Raw genomic sequence first — 16,933 nt, forward strand, 5'->3', positions numbered from 1 at the left:
AATCGGGGCGGCTGACGGAAAGGTGACGCGATGACGGTCTGGACCCCCACTGACGACGGTTTCGCCGATCTGACCAGCCATGACACCTTTGTGCATGGCGTGCCGCACAACACCTTTGCCCGGCTGCGCCGCGACGACCCGGTGCACTGGACCGACTGGGATCAGGGACAGGGATTCTGGTCCATCACGCGCCATGCCGACATCATCGAGATGAACCGGCAGCCCGATGTCTTTTCCTCGGCGCGGGGCATCCGGATGGAGGATCAGACCTATGAGGAATACCTGGCCCGCCGCACCTTTCAGGAGACCGACCCGCCCGAGCACATGCAGACGCGCATCAAGGTGGCGCGCGCCTTTTCCAAGCCCGTGATTGCGGAGTACGAACAGGATATTCGCGCGCTGTGCGACGAGATCCTGGACCAGGCGCTGGAGGCGCGGGAGTTCGATGCGACCAAGGCCATCGCGCGGCAATTGCCGATGCGGATGCTGGGCCGCATCCTGGGCACGCCGGAAGCCGATCTGCCCTGGCTGGTGGAAAAGGGCGATGCGCTGATTGCCAATACGGACCCGGATTTCACCGACCATGTGCTGGACAAGATGGATACCGATGCGTTCCGGATGATGCCCTTCAACTCGCCCGCGGGGGCGGAATTGTATCAATATGCCAAGGAGTTGATGGAGCATAAGGCCCGCAGCGGGGATACGAACGGCATCCTGAACCTGATCCTGAACCCCGGCCGGGACGGCGGGGTGATCAGCGAGACGGAGTTTCGCAACTTCTTCTGCCTGCTGGTAGCGGCGGGGAATGACACGACGCGCTATTCCATCGCGGCGGGCATCCAGGCGATGTGCCATCAGCCGGAACTGCTGGGCCAGATGCAGGCGGGCGGTGCCGTCTGGGAGACGGCGGCGGATGAGATCATCCGCTGGGCCACGCCCGCGATCTATTTCCGGCGCACCGCCACGCGCGATGTCGAGATGCATGGCAAGACGATCCGCGCGGGCGACAAGGTGCTTTACTGGTTCGCCTCGGCCAACCGGGACGAAGCGGTCTTTGACGATCCGTTCCGGGTCGATCTGACCCGCAGTCCGAACAAGCATCTGAGTTTCGGCCAGGGCGGGCCGCATATCTGCCTTGGCATGTGGCTGGCCCGGCTGGAGGTGCGGGTGCTGTTCGAGGAATTGTCCAAGCGGCTGGCCGCGATCGAACCGGCAGGGCCGCATCAGTTCCTGCGCTCGAACTTCGTGGGCGGCATCAAGGCATTGCCGGTGCGGGTCACGCCCGCCTGAAGATCAAAACGCGCGGGGATAAACCCGCGCCCGAGGGAGAGACATGAGATGAACACCCGCCTGCGCGCGCTTTTCTGCGACCATCTGTCGATCATGCGGGGCAAGTATCTGCCCGGCTCGAAGATCGGGGACGGCCATACCCGTTTCTGCCGGTCGAATTTCGGTGTGCATTACGACAAGGACCTGCTGAATTCACCGGGGTCGATGATGATGGAAGGGTTGCCCGACATGGTGCTGCACTGGCGCGGGGACGAGATCCGCGACAGCTGGGACCGGGCGACCAAGATCGTGGTGGGCGATCTTTACGACACCGATGGCGCACCGCTGCCGATGTGTGGGCGCGGCGCGCTGAAACGGGCCGTGGCCGACTGGGGCAAGCATGGCCTGACGCCCAAGGTGGGGATCGAGCTGGAAGCCTTTGCCATGGTCGCGGACGATCAGGGGCGGTTGCGCCCCTATGATACGCCGGGCGCGCATGTCTACGGCACGGGGCCCTTCACGGATCCGTTGCGGTTCAACGATGCGATCTGGGAAAAGGCCGATGAGCTGGGATTCAGCCTGGACCTGATCACGTCGGAATATGACAGCCCGCAATTCGAATACACGCTGACCTTCGACGATGCGGTCAAGGCGGTGGATGATATCGTGCTGTTCCGCTTGATGGCGCGCGAGATCGCGCTGGAGCATGGGGTTGTGCTGACCTTCATGCCCAAACCCATCGCCGAGGCGGGTGGTTCGGGGATGCATGTCAACTTTTCCTTCGTGGACGAGGCCGGGGGCAATGCCCTGTCAGATGGGCCGAAGGGCGGACCGGATCACATGAACGCGCTGGCCCGCGGCTGCGTCGCGGGGCTGCTGCGGCACCACAAGGGGCTGGCCGGGCTGATCGCGCCCACGGCCAATTCCTATCAGCGGCTGCAACCCGGCAGCCTGTCGGGGCATCTGTGCAACTGGGGCGGGGATCATCGCAACGTGACCACGCGCATTTCCAGCGAAGGCGGCGCCAAGGCGCGGCTGGAGCATCGGATGGCCGATGCCTCGTCGAACCCCTATGTGGCGGTGGCAGCCGTGCTGCAAGCCGCGCGGCTGGGCTTTGCGGGCGGCTATGACCTGCCCGCGATGGAAACCGGCGACGGGTTCGAGAAATGGGACGCGAAGGAGGCGACCGCGCTGAACCTGAAGGGGGCGGTGGCCGATCTGAAGGCCGATACCGCGCTGACGCAGGCGGTAGGGTCGCTGCTGGTGGAAAACCACGTTTTCATGAAGGAACACGAGGTCAAGAAGACCCGTGACCTGGAAGGCGACGCGCTGCGCGATTTCTACATCTGGTTCGTCTGAGGGGGCTGCTGCCATGAAGGTGACGTGGATACTGCCCGACGGGTCCGAGATTTCGGTCGAGGTGGCCGAGGGGCTGTCGCTGATGGAAGCGGCGGTGGCGCATAACGTGCCGGGTGTTGTCGGCGAATGCGGCGGCAACCTGAGTTGCGCGACCTGCCATGTGCATGTGGCAGATGCCTGGGCCGACCGGGTCGGCGGGCCCGAGGATTTCGAGGATGCGATGCTGGACACGGTCGAGGCGGCGCGGGTGCCGACCTCGCGCCTGTCCTGCCAGATCAGGGCCAGCGCCGCGCTGGACGGTCTGGTGCTGATCGTGCCCGAGGTCTGAGCGCGGTCCGGGCCGCGCGGTTGCGTGATGGATATTTGAGGCAAGAAGAAGCAGGGTGTGATCTGCGCCCTGGTCCTTGCCTGTCCTTACCTGTCCTTGCGTGACGCGATCGGGCTAGCGTGTTTCATCCTGCTTGCGGGATGACTGTTCTTCTTTCTCGCGGGCCTTGATGCGGCGGAGCTGGATCTCGCATCCGATCCACGCGGCGGCCGCAATGACAATCACCGCGACAAAGACGTAAAACCCCAAAGCGGTTTCGGAGAGCAGCGCACCCGGCGTTCTGGTATCGTAAATCGACGTCATCCGGACGGCCTTTCTGCCCGCGCTACCTGTTTCGTAACGCAGGGTGGACGATCCACCAAGAGGCGCGCGATCACAGGGCGGCGAACCCCTGGTCCAGCGCGGAGAGGATCACCTGCACATCGGCGGCGGTCAGGATCAGCGGCGGCGACATGATGACATTGGCGCCCGAGACGCGGACCATGGCGCCGGCGCGATAGGCGACCTCTTGCAGGGTGCCGATGGTCTTCTTGTCGATCGGGGTTTTCTTCGCCCGGTCGCTGACCAGTTCCAGCGCGCACATCAGGCCATGACCGCCACGCACATCGCCGATCACGTCGTATTTTTCTGCCAGTGCCAGCAAACCCTGGTGAAGTTGCGCGCCGCGCGCGGCGGCGTTTTCGGGCACGTTCAGACGTTCGGTTTCGGCAAGACAGGCCAGCGCGGCGGCGGCGCCGACCGGGTGGCCGGAATAGGTGTAGCCATGTCCGATAGCGGCGGCGCCGGTCTTGTCGCCCTCGAAGACCTGCGCCACATCTTCGGCGATCATCACGGCACCAAAGGGGAAATAGCCGTTGGTGATGGCCTTGGCGGTACACATGAAATCGGGCTGCACGCCCCAGTGGCGGCTGCCGGACCAGCTGCCGGTGCGACCAAAGGCGGTGATCACCTCATCCGCGATCAGCAGGATGCCGTGGCGGGTGCAGATCTCGCGTACGCCGGGCATGAAGCTTTCGTGCGGCGGGATCACGCCGCCTGCGCCCAGGACCGGCTCCATGATGAAGGCGGCGATGGTGTTTGCGCCCTGAAAGGCGATCTCATCCTCCAGCGCGGCAAGGCAGAGCTGCGCCAGCTTGGCCGGATCGCTTTCGTTGAACGGGTTGCGATAGGTATAGGGCGCGGGAATGTGGTGGCAGCCGGCCAGAAGCGGCTCGTAGGCGGTGCGGAAATTGGCATTGCCGTTGACGGAGGCGCCGCCGAAATGGGTGCCGTGATAGCCTTTCTTGAGGCTGAGAAACTTCACCCGCTGCGCCTGCCCCCTGATCTTGTGATATTGCCGCGCCAGCCGCAGCGCGGTTTCGACGGAATCCGATCCGCCCGAGGTATAGAAAGCGCGGGTCAGCCCGTCGGGGGCGAAGAAGCGGCGCAATTCCTCGGACAGTTCGATCACCGCGTCGTTCGACGTGCCCCGGAAGGTCGAGTAATAGGGCAGACGGTCCAGCTGCGCGGCAATCGCTGCCTTGATGGGGGCGCAGGAAAAGCCGAGGTTCACGTTCCACAGGCCGCCCACGGCATCCACCACCTCATGCCCGTCGATATCGGTGATCCGCACACCCTGCGCGCCGGTGACGATGGTGGGAGGATTGGCAAGGCTGTCGGCCGGATGGGCCATCGGGTGCCACATCGACCGCGCGTTATGTTCTTTCAGGAAATTGCTGTCTTTCATCGGATCATCCTTTCGAGAAGCCCAGAAGGCGCAGGGCCTGGTCATAACTGCGGGCGGGCTGCGCCACGTCGAACTGCAGGGTTTGCAGGCCGACCGCCCGCGCGCCCGCGATGTTGCGCGCCTGATCATCGACAAAGACGCAGGAGGCCGCAGGCAGGCCAAGCTGATCAAGGCAGAGGTGATAGGCGGCGGGATCGGGTTTGAGTACCCCGGTATAAGTGGCGTCCACGATCACCTCGAACTGCTGCAAGACCGGCAGCTTGTCGCGAAAGCCCGCGCCATAGAAAAGGTCCAGCTCGTTCGACAGGATCGCAAGGCGGATACCTGCCGCGCTGGCCCTTGCGATGGCGTCACGAAATTCGGGACGGATCACGGCATCAGGGTCGGCCCCGCGCGCGGCGCGGACGAAATCGGAAATCTCCGTCCATTTCCGCCCGGTGAGCAAGGCCGCCTCGGCGGTGCGAAGCCGCCAGTAATCGCGTTCGCTGATGCGGTCGGCCTGCATGTCCTGCCAGAGCGGATCGCCGTCCGGATCGAAGGGGCCGCGCCACGTGAGGGTGCCGGGGGGCAGGCCCAGGGCCGCCTCGGTCAGATCATGGGTTTCGAACATGGTGCGCGAGATGACACCGCCGAAGTCGAGGATCAGGGCGCGGTCGGATCCGGTCATTCCGCGGCCTCCTGTGCCGTGAACCCGTCAGGAGGGAAACCGCCCAGCGCGCGGGTCAGGCCGGTGGCGTGCCGCCAGAGTTCGCGCCGGATCAGCGCGGTGAGGTCGGGCGTCATGCGCGCCACGGGTGCGGCCACTGCCATGGCGCCGATCACGCGGGCCTGTGCATCGAAAAGGGGCACGGCGTGGGAATGGACATCCTTTTCGAACCCGCCCACGGATTCCGCAATGCCGGTGCGGCGCACCCCATCCAGCACGGCGCGGATCGCGGCCGGGTCGGTCAGCGTTTCCTCGGTGCGCTTTTCAAGCGGGGCTGACAGGATGCGGCCGATCATCTCGGGCGGGCTGAAGGCCAGAACGGCCAGGCCGGAACTGGTGGCGTGAAAGGCCAGGATCTGTGCATCCTCCATGGTGACGCGGGTGCCGTGGCGGGGGCTGTAGGCATAGCTGAGCATGCTGAGCCGGTCGCCCTGCAAAAGCGACAGATGTGCGGTCTCATGGGTGGCGTCCGACAGCGATTGCAACGCCTGGGCCGCCATGTCGCGCAGCGGCACGGCCGTTTCGCGCAAGGAGGCCAGACGCAGGACAGCGGGACCAAGACGGTATTCGCGCCCCGTGCCGGTCTGTTCGACGAATCCCCCCTGCTGGAGTTCGGACAGCAAACGATAGGCGGTCGCCTTGTTCAGACCGGCCAGGCGGGCAAGCTCGCTCAGGCCGATTTCAGGCCGGTTGCGGCTGAAATGATCCAACAATGACAATGCCTTGGCGACGGTTCCCATGGGGGCGGCTGCTCCGGTATCCTGCCTGCTGTTCAGGCATCCGCAGATACGGACGCCTTGGGTTCGTTAAAATCGTTGACAGAAACGCTGGCGCTCTGTCAATCTATTTTAGAACCATTGGTTCAAATAATGAACCGATTGCACAGGGAGAAGACCATGAAGACCACATCCATCCTAGGCGGGGCGCTGGCCCTGTCCATGGCTGCCGTTGGCGGCGCGGCGCTTGCCGATTATCCTGAAAAACCAGTCAGCTTCATCGTCCCGTTCCCGCCGGGCGATCTGGAGGATGTTCTGACGCGGATGATCGCGGATGACTTTCAGGCCGAATATGGCGTAGCGGCAGCCGTGGTGAACAAACCGGGTGGTGGTGGCGGCCCCTTCCCCGGCGCGATCGAAGTCGCGAATGCCCCGGCAGACGGCTATATGATCGGGTCCTTCGTGATCGGGGTGCCGGTCGTGGGACACCAGATCGGCATTCCCGAACTGAGCCCCGAGAAATTCGACCCGCTGGGCATTTTCCTGACCTATCCTTTCGTCATCGCGGTGGCGGGCGATGCGCCCTATGACGACATGGAAGGGCTGGCGGAATATGCGCAGACGAACGAACTGGCGCTTGGGCATTTCGGCAATGTGCTGACACCGACGCAGGTGACGATGGCGCTGGCCAAGACGATGGGTTTCGAATGGGGGTCTGACGCGGCCTTTGACGCGCTGGATTGCAACACGCTGGCCAGTGGCGATGCGGATGTGATCAACACCACGTTGCAGTTGATCCTGCCTTGCCTTGACAGCGTCAAGGTTCTGGCCTCGATCACCGACGACCGGATTCCGCTGGTGCCCGACGCCCCAACCGTGGGCGAGATCGAGCCAAGCCTGGATATCGCGCTGTGGAACGGGCTGTTCGTGCACAAGGACACACCGCAGGACGTGCGCGACAAGATCATCGCCGTGGCGCAAAAGACCGTGATGAGCCCGCGCGCGCAGCAGGTCGCCAAGGATACCGGCGGGCTGGTCTACTGGCAGAATGCCGAAGACAGCGCCGCGCGCATCAAGGCCGACATCGAGAAAGTCGCGGCCATCGAAGCGATGCTGGAGTGATCCGGCCGGGGCGGCGCGGGACATGATCCGCCCGCCCCACCCATCCACAACCCGCGGCCGACAAGGGTGAATGATGTCTGACGATCCTTTACTGGCCAGCAAGGGGCCGCGGCGGGGGCAGATCCTGTTCGCGCTGGCCTTTGCCGCCTTCGCGATCTTCATCCTGTCGAACCTGGGCAACCAGACCGTCTGGGCCCCGCGCACCAAGCTGTTCGCACAGCCGGGTTTCTGGCCCGGCGTTGCCGGTGCCGGCATGGTTCTGTTCGGTCTGCTGCACCTGCGCGGTCTGCGGCGCGGCAAGGGTTTGCGCCGCCCCTGGATCAGCCGCGAGGATCGGGACGAGGCACGGATATGGCTGCAACCGCTGGAATATACCGCCTGGTTCATGATCTATGTCTTCGCCGTGCCGCGTATCGGCTATCTGCCCGCGACAATCGTCTTTGCCCCCGCACTGACATGGCGGCTGGGCTATCGCAGCCCGCGCCTGCTGTGGGCCTCGGTCGCTTTCGGGATCGCCGTTGTCCTGATCTTCAAGGGCTTGCTGGGCGTGAAGATCCCGGGCGGCGCCCTCTACGAATATCTGCCCGACGGCCTGCGGGCCTTCGCGCTGCGTTACCTGTGAGGCGGGCATGGATCTGATTTTCGCAGGGCTCGAGGTTCTTTACCGCTGGGATGTGGCGCTGGCGCTGCTGGTGGGGTCCATCGGCGGGGTGATGATCGGGGCGGTGCCGGGCGTGGGCCCTGCGGTCGCCATCGCGATCCTGCTGCCGGCGACATTCTCGATGGATCCGATCGTGGGGCTGACGCTGCTGCTGGGGATATATGGCAGTTCGATGTACGGCGGCGCGATCCCGGCGATCCTGATCAACACCCCCGGAACGGCGGTGAATGCGCTGACGACCTATGACGGCTTTCCGATGACGATGCGGGGCGAGGGGCGCAAGGCGATCTCGATCGCCTATACGGCCAGTTTCGTGGGGGCCATCATCTCGATCATCTGCCTGATCAGCCTGGCGCCGGTGCTGGCGAAGGTGGCGCCGATGTTTGGCGCGCGCGAGATCTTTCTGGCGGCCCTGCTGGGGCTGGTGCTGGTCGTGGTGTCACATCGCGGGCAATCGGCGGTTGCCGCCGCATTGGCCTGCCTTGGCATCTTCATCGGCACCATCGGGCTGGAGCCGGTGAAATACACCAAACGTTACACATTCGATCAAAGCTGGCTGGCATCCGGCGTGGATCTGATCGTCGTGGTGCTGGGGCTTTACGCGATCAGCCAGGCTTTCGTGCTGATGCAGGGCGACGATGTGAAGACCCGCCGCGTGCCGCTGGGCGGTGGCATGTTCCAGGGCATACGCGAAGTGGCGCGGCATCCGCGCGTCACGGGGGCCTCGTCCGGTTTCGGGGTGATGATGGGGATCATTCCGGGCGTAGGGGAATTCACCTCGCAATTTCTGGCCTATACCTATGCACAAAAGACGTCGAAACGGCCCGAGGATTTCGGCCATGGGTCGGTCGAGGGGCTGATCGCATCTGAAAGCGCCAACAACTCGGTCCCCGCCGCCGCGATGGTGCCCCTGCTGGCGCTGGGCATTCCGGGCGAGGAACTGACCGCGATGATGCTGGCGGTCTTCTACGTGCATAACGTGGTGCCCGGTCCGGGGCTGTTCCAGAACCAGATGGATTTCGTGATGGCGATCTATCTGGCGCTGCTGTTTCTGAACATCCTTGTGATGGTGTTCTTGCTGTTTTCCACCAATGCGCTGATGACCGTGGCGCGGCTGCCGAACCGCTTTCTGGGCGTGTCGATCCTGACCCTGTCCTTCGTGGGCATCTATTCGTTGCGTAATTCCGCGACCGACTGCCTGATGGCGGCGGGGTTCGGGCTGTTTGGGTTCATCCTGAAGCGCCTGAACCTGCCAATCGTGCCGATCATCATGGGCATCGTGCTGGGCGGCATCATGGAGGCCAAGCTGCGGATCGCCATGGCGCGGGTCAAGACGCCCTTCGACTTCATCGACCGGCCCATCGCGATGGCGCTGTTTCTCTTCATCATCCTGATCATCGTCTTCCAGATCCGGGGCGCGGTGATTCAGGCCAGACGAGCCAAGGAGGCCCAATGGTCGACCAGACCCGCATCGACACGCTTCGGAACCTTCCTGTCCCGCCGCAGGGACTTTGTATTGACGGAACGTGGCAAGAGGCTGAGGGCGGAACGCTCGATATTGTCTCGCCCATCGACGGAACGCGACTGACCACGGTCGGGGCGGCCAATGCCGCCGATGTGAACCGCGCCGTGGCCGCCGCGCGCCGCGCCTTCGAGGATGGGCGCTGGTCGCGGCTGGCCCCTGCCGCGCGCAAGACCGTACTGCACCGTATCGCCGACCGGATCGAGGCCGAGGCTTTGGCCCTGACCGTTCTGGGCGTGCGCGACAACGGGACCGAGATCAGCATGGCCCTCAAGGCCGAGGCGGGATCGGCCGCTGGCACTTTCCGCTACTATGCCGAGGCGATCGACAAGGTTTACGGCCAGATCGCACCGACCGCGCCGGATGTGCTGGGGCTGGTGCATCATGTGCCTGTGGGCGTCGTGGGGGCCATCGTGCCGTGGAATTTCCCGCTGATGATCGGCGCGTGGAAACTGGCGCCCGCGCTGGCGGCGGGCAATTCGGTGGTGCTGAAACCGGCGGAAACCGCATCCTTGTCCTTGCTGCGTCTGGCGCAGATCTGCATGGACTGCGGCCTGCCCGATGGCGTGCTGAATGTGGTGACCGGGCACGGCCATGTGACGGGCGAGGCACTGGCGCTGTCGATGGATGTGGATGTGATGGTCTTTACCGGATCGGGCACCACGGGGCGGCGGTTGCTGGAATATTCCGCGCGGTCCAACCTGAAACGGACCTATCTGGAGCTGGGGGGCAAATCGCCCAATATCGTCTTTGCCGATGCGCCGGATCTGGAACAGGCGGCAAAAGTATCTGCCATGGGGATATTCCGCAATGCCGGGCAGGTCTGCGTTGCAGGCTCTCGCTTGCTGCTCGAACGCGGCATTCATGATGAGTTCGTCGCGATGCTGGCGCGCCATGCCGCGGCCTTGAAGGTGGGCGATCCGCTGGATCTGTCCAGCCAGATCGGCGCGGTGAATTCCGAGCGGCAGTTGGCGGGCAACCTTGGCTTTGTCGCGGATGCGATTGCCGAAGGGGGCGATCTGGTGCTTGGCGGCAAGCGCATCCTGCAAGACACCGGCGGCACCTATATGGAACCCACCATCGTGACAGCCGTGCAACCGCATCACCGGCTGGCGCGACAGGAGGTGTTCGGTCCGGTTCTGGCCGTGATCCCCTTCGATACCGAGGATGAGGCGCTCAGGCTGGCCAATGACAGCGACTATGGCCTTGCCTCGGCGGTGTGGACATCGAACCTGAGCCGCGCGCATCGGATGGTCGCGGGGTTGCGTGCCGGGGTGGTGCATGTGAACACCTATGGCGGGTCAGACAACACGGTGCCGCTGGGGGGTGTGAAACAATCCGGCAATGGGCATGACAAATCGCTGCATGCGCTGGATAAGTATCACGACCTCAAGACAGCGTGGATCCAGCTATGACCGAAACCCTGACAGACCGCCGCGCCCGCCTGCTGGGGCCGAACATGTCGACCTTCTATGATGAACCAGTGCATCTGGTGCGCGGCCTTGGCACAAAGCTGTGGGATGCCGAGGGGCGCGAATACCTGGATTGCTACAATAACGTGCCGCATGTCGGCCATTGCCATCCTCGCGTGGTCGAGGCGATCTGCGCGCAGGCCGGGACGCTGAACACCCATACGCGGTATCTGCACGAGGGGATTCTGGACTATGTCGAGGCGCTGACCGCGACGGTGGGCGCGCCTTTCGATTCCGCGCTCATGACCTGCACCGGGTCCGAGGCGAATGACGTCGCCTTGCGGATGGCGCAGGCCTTGACCGGCAAGACAGGCGTGATCGCCACCGATCACACCTATCACGGCAATACCACTGCGGTGCATCAGCTCAGCCGGACAAACCCGCCACCGGGGGGCTATGCCACCAACGTGGCCTTCGTGCCCGCGCCTGACAGCTATCGCCCCCTGGGCGGGGTTGCGGGGATGCCCCATGCCCATGCCTTTGCGGCGAAGGTGCAGGAACAGATCGACGCGCTTGAGACGACCGCGCACGGGTTTTCCACGCTGATCCTCTGCCCCTTCTTCGCCAACGAGGGCTTTCCCGACCTTCCCCATGGCTGGCTTGATCCGACGGTCGAGGTGGTGCGCCGCGCGGGTGGCGTGATCATCGCGGATGAGGTGCAGCCCGGCTTCGGGCGTCTTGGCACGGATTTCTGGGGTTTCCGCAAGATCGGCTTTACCCCCGACATCATCACCATCGGCAAGCCGATGGCGAACGGGCATCCTGTGGCGGCGGTGATCGCCCCGCATGATACGATGTATGCGTTTCGCAGCGCGTTTCGCTATTTCAACACCTTCGCGGGCAACCCGGTGTCCTGTGCCGCCGCGATGGCCACGCTCAAGGTGGTGCAGGAGGAGGGGTTGATGGAGAATGCCCGCGTGGTCGGTGACTACGCGCGCGCGGGGCTGCTCGATCTGGCGGGGCGGCATCATTGCATCGGGGATGTGCGCGGGTCGGGCCTGTTCTTCGGGGCCGAGATGGTTATGGACCCTGCCACCAAGACGCCCGCGACGGCCTTTACCAAAAGGGTTGCCAACGGCATGCGCCAGCGCGGTGTGTTGCTGAATTTCCTCGGCATCCATTACAACGTGCTGAAGATGCGCCCACCGATGGTGTTCTCAAGGCAGGATGCCGACCGGATGCTGGATGCGCTGGACGATGTGCTGCGCGCCACCCCGCTGGAGGCATGATGGCGGCGCTTGCACAGCAGGCCGCCCGTCTCTGGGGCTTTGCGCCGGATCAGATCCGGCTGGCCGCGCGGCGCGAGAATATCGTTTGGCGGGCCGAGGATGGCAGCGGCGCCTTTGCCCTGCGCCTGCACCGGCCGGGTTATCGGAACGCCGCACAATTGCTGTCGGAATTGCGGTGGATGGACGCGCTGGTGCAAGGCGGCCTGAACGTGCCGCGCCCGGTGCCGTCACGCGCGGGCACGCTGGTGGAAGCGGTGGGCGATACGCTGGTCGATCTGCTGACATGGCTGCCGGGCAGGCCCATCGGCATGCAGGGCCAGTTGGATGTGACGGACCGTGTCGGCCTGTGCTGCAACCTTGGGGCCCTGCTGGCCCGGTTGCACGATATCAGCGACGGCTGGACCCCGCCGCCGGATTTCAGCCGGCCTGCGTGGGACCGCGCGGGGCTGCTGGGTGACAGGCCGTTATGGGGGCCGTTCTGGGACAATCCCGGCCTGACCGCCGCGCAGCGCGCCACGCTTCTGGCCGCGCGCGCCAAGGCAGACGCGCATCTTGCGGCGATCGAACCGGGTCTGGATTACGGGCTGATCCACGCCGATGCCCTGTCCGAGAATATCCTGATCCATGACGATGCGCTGTCGCTGATCGACTTCGACGACGGCGGCTGGGGGTTTCGCGACTTCGACCTGGCAACCTTCCTGATGCGCTTTCTGCCGGCCCCCGATTACCCTGCCCTGCGCGCGGCGCTGCTGGCGGGCTACGCCAAGCGCCGCGCTGTCGATCCCGGCGCACTTGATCTGTTCATCCTGCTGCGCGCGTTGACCTATCCCGGCTGGATCATCCCGCGGCTGCACGAACCCGGCGGTGACGCACGATCCGCCCGCGCCATCCACACCGCCCTGCCGCTGGCAGAGGCTTATCTGGCCACGCCCTGAAAACCCGGAGGACCGCATGACCACCGCCTCAGACAAGACCATCCTCGTCGTCGGCACCTATGACACCAAGGATGACGAGCTGTCCTATCTGTCGGGCCGCATTCGCGCGCAGGGGGGCGGGGTTCTGTCCATGGATGTCTCGGTTCTGGGGGATCCAAAGGCGCCCACGGACATATCCAAGCATCAGGTGGCCGCGGCAGGTGGCAGCACCATCCAGGCGGCGATCGACAGCGGAGACGAGAATGTCGCGATGCAGATCATGGCGCGGGGCGCGGCCATGCTGGCCCGGCAGCTTCACACCGAGGGGCGGATCGACGGGGTGATCGTGCTGGGCGGCACGATGGGCACGGATCTTGCGCTGGACCTCTGCGCGGCGCTGCCGCTGGGCGTGCCGAAATACGTGGTCTCGACGGTCAGCTTTTCCGCCATGCTGCCGCCCGAACGGATCGCAGCGGATATCCAGATGATCCTCTGGGCCGGGGGGCTTTATGGCCTCAATTCCGTGTGCAAATCCTCGCTCAGCCAGGCGGCGGGGGCCGTTCTGGGCGCGGCGCGGGCGGTCGAGCCGCCGAAGCGGGACCGCCCGCTGATCGGGATGACCAGCTTTGGCAAGACGATCCTGCATTACATGGTGCATCTGAAACCCGCACTCGAGGCGCGCGGGTTCGAGGTTGCCGTGTTCCACGCCACCGGGATGGGCGGGCGCGCGTTCGAATCGCTGGCGGCCGAAGGGGCCTTTGCCTGCGTGATGGATTTCGCCACGCAGGAAATCGTCAATCATCACATGGGATCGGGCATTTCCGCCGGGGCTGACCGGATGACAAATGCCGGGCGGCGCGGCATCCCGCAGATCGTCGCACCAGCCTGCTATGACCTTGTGGACCTGATCGGCTGGCAACCCGTGCCGCCGCGCCTGGCAGGCCGGCCCACCCATGACCATAACCGGCTGCTGACCTCGACCATCCTGACCCCGGACGAGCGGCGCGAGATCGCGGGCGTCTATGCCGAAAAGCTGGCCACGGCCACCGGGCCTTCCGCTTTCATCCTGCCGCGCGCAGGGTGCAACGAATGGGATCGCCCCGATGGCCCGCTGCATGATGCCGAAGGCCTGGCGGCCTTTTGTTGCGCGATGGAACAGGCCATGCCCGCCAATACAACGCTGCACAGTCTTGATTGCCACATCAACGATCCGGGTTTTTGCCAAAAGGTGCTGGAGATTTTCGACGACTGGGTCGCGCGCGGGATCGTCATCGCCTGATCAGGCGCGCCGCACCGCTTTCCGCTTCTTCTTGCCCCAAATATCCCGGGGGAGGCGTCGAACGAAGTTCGACGTAGGGGGCAGAGCCCCCCCTTTTTTCCTAACCGGGCCAGGCCCGCCTCAACCGCGCGGGTCACGGTCCAGCGCGTCAAGCTCGTTCAGCAGATCCAGCAGCGCATCCAGCTTGTCGGCACCAAAGCTTTCGCGCAGCCAGGCGTTCAGCCGCTGGCTTTCCTTGAGGTTGTCGGCGATCAGCTGCCGCCCTGCTGCCGTGATCGTCACCAACTGGCGGCGGCGGTCGGTCGGATGCGCCTCGCGGGTGATCAGGCCCTTGGTTGTCAGGGTTTGCAGGATACGCGTCAGGCTGGGCATCAGCAGGCAGGATCTGTCCGCGATTTCGGTCGGGTCCAGCGTGCCGCGCTCGGCCAGAACACGCAGCACGCGCCATTGCTGTTCGGTCACGCCCACATCGGCCAGCATGGCGCGGATTGGTCCCATGACCTTTTCCCGCGCCCGCAGAAGCGCGATGGGAAGGGAGCGATTGGTTTCGGGTGCAGTGTCGCGCATGATGTCCATGGTTCTATCTGCCCCGAAAACGCCCCGCAGGCAATATCAGGACTTGACGCAACCGATAGTTTACTTAACATGTTAATAGCAAGATCCGGGGAGGGAGTCATGCCGCATATCACCATAGATTATTCGCCCAACCTTGAGCCGGAGGTCGATATCGCAGCGCTCTGTGACACCCTGCGCCGCTCCGCGATCGAGACGGGCGAGTTTCCGGCGGCCGGGGTCCGGGTGCGCGCCTTTGCCGCCAGCCATGTCAGCATCGCCGACGGCAACCCCGATCATGGCTATATCGATATCGGGGTGCGGCTGCGCGGCGGGCGCGACCTGGCCACACGGGAACGGGCAACGGCGCACATATTTTCCGCAGCCGAAGGGTTTCTGGCCCATGTGATGGCGCAACGCTCGCTCGCGCTGTCCTTCGAGATGCGCGACATCGACCCCGCCCTGTCACCCAAGGCAGGAACGACCCGTGATCACATGCCTGCCGACCCCACAACGGCATCCGAGACCCCGAAGGGCTGACCCCATGACCGACACCACCGCGCGTGATTCCAACCTTGCCAAGCTTCGCCCGATCCTGGACCGGATCGCCGCACAAGGCGTGATGAACCGGATCGGGGGGCATGATTGTCCGGCGTCCAATGGCGCGACCTTCGCCAATCACTCTCCCGTCGATGAAAGCCTGATCTGCCAGGTCGCGCGCGGGACCGCCGCCGATATCGACGCTGCCGCCGCGGCTGCGAAAGCGGCTTTTCCGGCCTGGCGCGACATGGAGGCCGCGGCCCGCAAGAAGATCCTGCACAAGATCGCGGACGGGATCGTGGCGCGCGCCGAAGAGATCGCGCTGGCCGAGTGCTGGGACACGGGGCAGGCGCTGCGCTTCATGTCCAAGGCGGCGCTGCGCGGGGCGGAAAACTTCCGCTTCTTCGCCGACAAGGCCCTGTCGGCGCGCGACGGACAGCACCTGCCCTCGCCCACCTTGATGAACATTACCACCCGCGTGCCTATCGGCCCGGTGGGGGTGATCACGCCCTGGAACACGCCGTTCATGCTGTCCACATGGAAGATCGCGCCCGCCCTGGCCGCCGGTTGCACCGTGGTGCACAAACCGGCCGAGTTCAGCCCCGTTACCGCCCGCATCCTGCTGGAAATCGCGGAAGACGCGGGCCTTCCCCCCGGTGTATGGAACCTTGTCAACGGGTTGGGCGAAGAGGCGGGGCGCGCGCTGACCGAACATCCCGACATCAAGGCGATTGCCTTTGTGGGCGAGTCCAAGACCGGTTCGATGATCATGAAGCAGGGGGCGGATACCCTCAAGCGGGTGCATTTCGAACTGGGGGGCAAGAACCCCGTGATCGTCTTTGACGATGCCGATCTGGACCGCGCGCTGGATGCGGCGATCTTCATGATCTATTCGCTGAACGGGGAACGCTGCACATCGTCGTCGCGGCTGCTGGTGCAATCCTCGATCGCCGATGATTTCACCGCAAAGCTGGTGGAGCGGGTCAACCGGATCAAGGTCGGCCATCCGCTGGACCCGGCCACCGAAGTGGGGCCGCTGATCCACAAGGTGCATTTCGACAAGGTCTGCAGCTATTTCGACGTGGCGCGCGCCGATGGCGCGATGATCGCGGCCGGGGGCGCGGCGCTGGACCAGCCCGGTCATTACGTGCGCCCGACGCTGTTCACGGGCGCGCGGGCCGACATGCGGATCGCACAGGAGGAAATCTTCGGCCCTGTCCTGACAGCCATTCCCTTTGACACCGAGGACCAGGCGCTGGAGATCGCCAATGGCGTGGCCTACGGGCTGACCGCCTATGTCTGGACCAATGACCTGACCCGCGCCTTGCGCGTGACCCATGCGCTGGAGGCCGGGATGATCTGGGTGAATTCGGAAAACGTGCGCCACCTTCCCACGCCGTTTGGCGGTGTGAAGGCCAGCGGCATCGGCCGCGATGGCGGCGACTGGTCCTTTGACTTCTACATGGAGCAGAAACACATCGGCCTGGCCATCGGCCAACATCCCATTCCCCGGCTTGGCGCCTGAAAAGGAGGTATCG

The 16,933-nt window shown here is 64.6% G+C and carries 17 protein-coding genes; 12 read left to right on the forward strand and 5 right to left on the reverse strand.

What is annotated here, in order from left to right:
- Window positions 1-30: 30 nt before the first annotated feature.
- Genes ACFQ3C_RS08035 through ACFQ3C_RS08045 form a run of 3 tightly spaced genes read left to right on the forward strand, consistent with a single transcriptional unit; the run spans window position 31 to window position 2,956 of the window.
- Window positions 31-1,290 carry a cytochrome P450 gene (locus tag ACFQ3C_RS08035; protein WP_380790325.1) on the forward strand — a complete coding sequence of 420 codons (1,260 nt, stop codon included), beginning with the start codon at window positions 31-33 and terminating at the stop codon, window positions 1,288-1,290.
- A gap of 48 nt (window positions 1,291-1,338) precedes the next feature.
- The gene (locus tag ACFQ3C_RS08040; protein WP_380790327.1) at window positions 1,339-2,628 is read left to right on the forward strand and encodes a glutamine synthetase; all 1,290 of its coding nucleotides are present in this window, start codon (window positions 1,339-1,341) and stop codon (window positions 2,626-2,628) included.
- Window positions 2,629-2,641: 13 nt separating this feature from the next.
- Window positions 2,642-2,956 carry a 2Fe-2S iron-sulfur cluster-binding protein gene (locus ACFQ3C_RS08045; protein WP_380790330.1) on the forward strand — a complete coding sequence of 105 codons (315 nt, stop codon included), beginning with the start codon at window positions 2,642-2,644 and terminating at the stop codon, window positions 2,954-2,956.
- 114 nt (window positions 2,957-3,070) lie between these two features.
- Here ACFQ3C_RS08045 and ACFQ3C_RS08050 read toward each other — a convergent pair whose 3' ends face one another.
- The 4 genes from ACFQ3C_RS08050 to ACFQ3C_RS08065 form a co-directional block, all read right to left on the reverse strand.
- Window positions 3,071-3,259 (reverse strand): hypothetical protein, encoded by a 189-nt coding sequence (locus ACFQ3C_RS08050; RefSeq protein ID WP_380790332.1) that lies wholly within the window; start codon window positions 3,257-3,259, stop codon window positions 3,071-3,073.
- Window positions 3,260-3,329: 70 nt separating this feature from the next.
- Window positions 3,330-4,682 (reverse strand): aspartate aminotransferase family protein, encoded by a 1,353-nt coding sequence (locus tag ACFQ3C_RS08055; RefSeq protein ID WP_380790334.1) that lies wholly within the window; start codon window positions 4,680-4,682, stop codon window positions 3,330-3,332.
- A 4-nt stretch (window positions 4,683-4,686) separates the two neighbouring features.
- Complete coding sequence (locus tag ACFQ3C_RS08060; protein ID WP_380790337.1) at window positions 4,687-5,349, reverse strand: HAD-IA family hydrolase; 663 nt, start codon at window positions 5,347-5,349, stop codon at window positions 4,687-4,689.
- Window positions 5,346-6,128 (reverse strand): IclR family transcriptional regulator, encoded by a 783-nt coding sequence (locus tag ACFQ3C_RS08065; protein WP_380790339.1) that lies wholly within the window; start codon window positions 6,126-6,128, stop codon window positions 5,346-5,348. Before ACFQ3C_RS08065 ends, ACFQ3C_RS08060 begins: the two co-directional genes overlap by 4 nt.
- A gap of 156 nt (window positions 6,129-6,284) precedes the next feature.
- Between ACFQ3C_RS08065 and ACFQ3C_RS08070 the strand changes: the two genes are divergently transcribed.
- From ACFQ3C_RS08070 to ACFQ3C_RS08100, 7 genes are all read left to right on the forward strand, one after another.
- Window positions 6,285-7,226, forward strand: a complete 942-nt coding sequence (locus tag ACFQ3C_RS08070) for a tripartite tricarboxylate transporter substrate binding protein (protein ID WP_380790341.1) — start codon at window positions 6,285-6,287, stop codon at window positions 7,224-7,226.
- Window positions 7,227-7,299: 73 nt separating this feature from the next.
- On the forward strand, window positions 7,300-7,848 hold the full coding sequence (locus tag ACFQ3C_RS08075) for a tripartite tricarboxylate transporter TctB family protein (RefSeq protein ID WP_380790343.1): 549 nt from the start codon (window positions 7,300-7,302) through the stop codon (window positions 7,846-7,848).
- A gap of 7 nt (window positions 7,849-7,855) precedes the next feature.
- On the forward strand, window positions 7,856-9,475 hold the full coding sequence (locus ACFQ3C_RS08080; protein ID WP_380790345.1) for a tripartite tricarboxylate transporter permease: 1,620 nt from the start codon (window positions 7,856-7,858) through the stop codon (window positions 9,473-9,475).
- Window positions 9,403-10,824, forward strand: coding sequence for an aldehyde dehydrogenase (locus tag ACFQ3C_RS08085; RefSeq protein ID WP_380791128.1), 1,422 nt, complete (start codon window positions 9,403-9,405; stop codon window positions 10,822-10,824). Before ACFQ3C_RS08080 ends, ACFQ3C_RS08085 begins: the two co-directional genes overlap by 73 nt.
- Window positions 10,821-12,110, forward strand: coding sequence for an aspartate aminotransferase family protein (locus ACFQ3C_RS08090; protein ID WP_380790347.1), 1,290 nt, complete (start codon window positions 10,821-10,823; stop codon window positions 12,108-12,110). Before ACFQ3C_RS08085 ends, ACFQ3C_RS08090 begins: the two co-directional genes overlap by 4 nt.
- A complete protein-coding gene (locus tag ACFQ3C_RS08095) occupies window positions 12,110-13,045 on the forward strand; it encodes a phosphotransferase enzyme family protein (protein WP_380790350.1) in 936 nt (311 codons plus the stop codon). Before ACFQ3C_RS08090 ends, ACFQ3C_RS08095 begins: the two co-directional genes overlap by 1 nt.
- A 16-nt stretch (window positions 13,046-13,061) precedes the next feature.
- Window positions 13,062-14,303 (forward strand): Tm-1-like ATP-binding domain-containing protein, encoded by a 1,242-nt coding sequence (locus ACFQ3C_RS08100; protein ID WP_380790353.1) that lies wholly within the window; start codon window positions 13,062-13,064, stop codon window positions 14,301-14,303.
- Window positions 14,304-14,423: 120 nt separating this feature from the next.
- Here the strand turns inward: ACFQ3C_RS08100 and hpaR are convergent, their stop codons facing one another.
- Window positions 14,424-14,870, reverse strand: coding sequence for a homoprotocatechuate degradation operon regulator HpaR (gene hpaR / locus ACFQ3C_RS08105; RefSeq protein WP_380790356.1), 447 nt, complete (start codon window positions 14,868-14,870; stop codon window positions 14,424-14,426).
- A 108-nt stretch (window positions 14,871-14,978) separates the two neighbouring features.
- On the opposite strand from hpaR, the gene ACFQ3C_RS08110 reads away from it, so the two are divergent.
- The gene (locus ACFQ3C_RS08110) at window positions 14,979-15,395 is read left to right on the forward strand and encodes a 5-carboxymethyl-2-hydroxymuconate isomerase (protein WP_380790358.1); all 417 of its coding nucleotides are present in this window, start codon (window positions 14,979-14,981) and stop codon (window positions 15,393-15,395) included.
- Window positions 15,396-15,399: 4 nt separating this feature from the next.
- Window positions 15,400-16,920: a 5-carboxymethyl-2-hydroxymuconate semialdehyde dehydrogenase gene (gene hpaE / locus ACFQ3C_RS08115; RefSeq protein WP_380790360.1), complete on the forward strand. Its 1,521-nt coding sequence runs from the start codon at window positions 15,400-15,402 to the stop codon at window positions 16,918-16,920.
- Window positions 16,921-16,933 lie beyond the last annotated feature (13 nt).

The sequence above is a fragment of the Seohaeicola saemankumensis genome, from assembly GCF_042678485.1.
GTDB classification, from domain to species: domain Bacteria; phylum Pseudomonadota; class Alphaproteobacteria; order Rhodobacterales; family Rhodobacteraceae; genus Seohaeicola; species Seohaeicola saemankumensis.